Raw genomic sequence first — 956 nt, 5'->3', positions numbered from 1 at the left:
TCGCAGGGGTTCCCGGCAGCTTGCCCACGGAGGCTGTCGCCTTGGCTCTGAGGGCTGTGTCGGCGGCGGGCTCCTCAATAGAACTTGGTCTAGCCACTGCGGCTTCAGGCGCGCTGGCGCGCTCTGGCAGGGGCTGCTTGAGCAAGCCCTGCAGCGTCGCCGCCGTTTCGAAGAACCCGTCCGGCCGCATCGCCAGAAACGCCTTCCCCTCCATCCAGAACACCCGCCTCTGCATCGCCATAACGGCGATCTGCTCTCGGGTGGCGACGACGAACTGGCAGCCTCGAGCTTCCGCCGCAGATCGTTGTTCTGGAGTGAGTTCAGCCATGCCGGGATCCTGGAAACGGGAGGGATGGCGTTCTGCCGAAGGTCAGCCGCGCTCTGAGGAGCGGTCGCGCGCCGTGAGCTGCCGCGTCGGCAACTCGACCGCACGGCCATAGATCTCCTGCTCCAGGGGTGCAACTCGGCCTCGGGCTACCAGGCGCCTTGCAGCAGGCTGGCCGCCCTGACCGGATGCCGGCGCGCCCAGCCATCTGACCTGTTCACCACCGAGAAAGCCCTAGTGCCGGGTCACGATCCAAAAGATTGGTCCACATGTGTGTATTGGTTTGTTCAATGCATGCATATGGTATATGCAGGTCATCAGGAGACCATGATGACCGACACCCCTCTTTCTCGCCGCTACACCATCAATCTCGACAGTGACGCCGCCCTCGCCCTCGAGGGTGAGGCAGCCACCCGAGGCGTCGACGTCGCGGACCACATCACCACCATCCTGGAGGAGTACTCCCTGGCGCATCTTCTGAAGAAAGGCAGCCCGGCCCAGGAGCGTCTGCGGGCTGCCGGCCTGATCAAGGCAGCCACGGCGGAGATCTCGCGCCGCCTTGCTCGCGAAGAGGGCGTGAAGACCGACCACACCCTTCGGGTGTTCAAGGAGCTGCGCTTGCACCACACGG

At 64.6% G+C, this 956-nt stretch carries 2 protein-coding genes; one reads left to right on the top strand and one right to left on the bottom strand.

What is annotated here, in order from left to right; translation table 11 throughout:
- The coding region (locus D2K64_RS23790) for a hypothetical protein (protein ID WP_157986121.1) at window positions 1-328 on the bottom strand (328 nt) is incomplete at its 3' end.
- Between the two features lie 327 nt (window positions 329-655).
- On the opposite strand from D2K64_RS23790, the gene D2K64_RS23785 reads away from it, so the two are divergent.
- A partial coding sequence (locus D2K64_RS23785; RefSeq protein ID WP_157986120.1) for a hypothetical protein occupies window positions 656-956 on the top strand: 301 nt, incomplete at its 3' end.

This window comes from Teichococcus vastitatis (genome assembly GCF_003604215.1).
Taxonomy (GTDB): Bacteria; Pseudomonadota; Alphaproteobacteria; order Acetobacterales; family Acetobacteraceae; genus Pseudoroseomonas; species Pseudoroseomonas vastitatis.
Note: the sequence above shows the minus strand (reverse complement) of the source record. Positions and strands in the feature narration are given on the sequence as shown.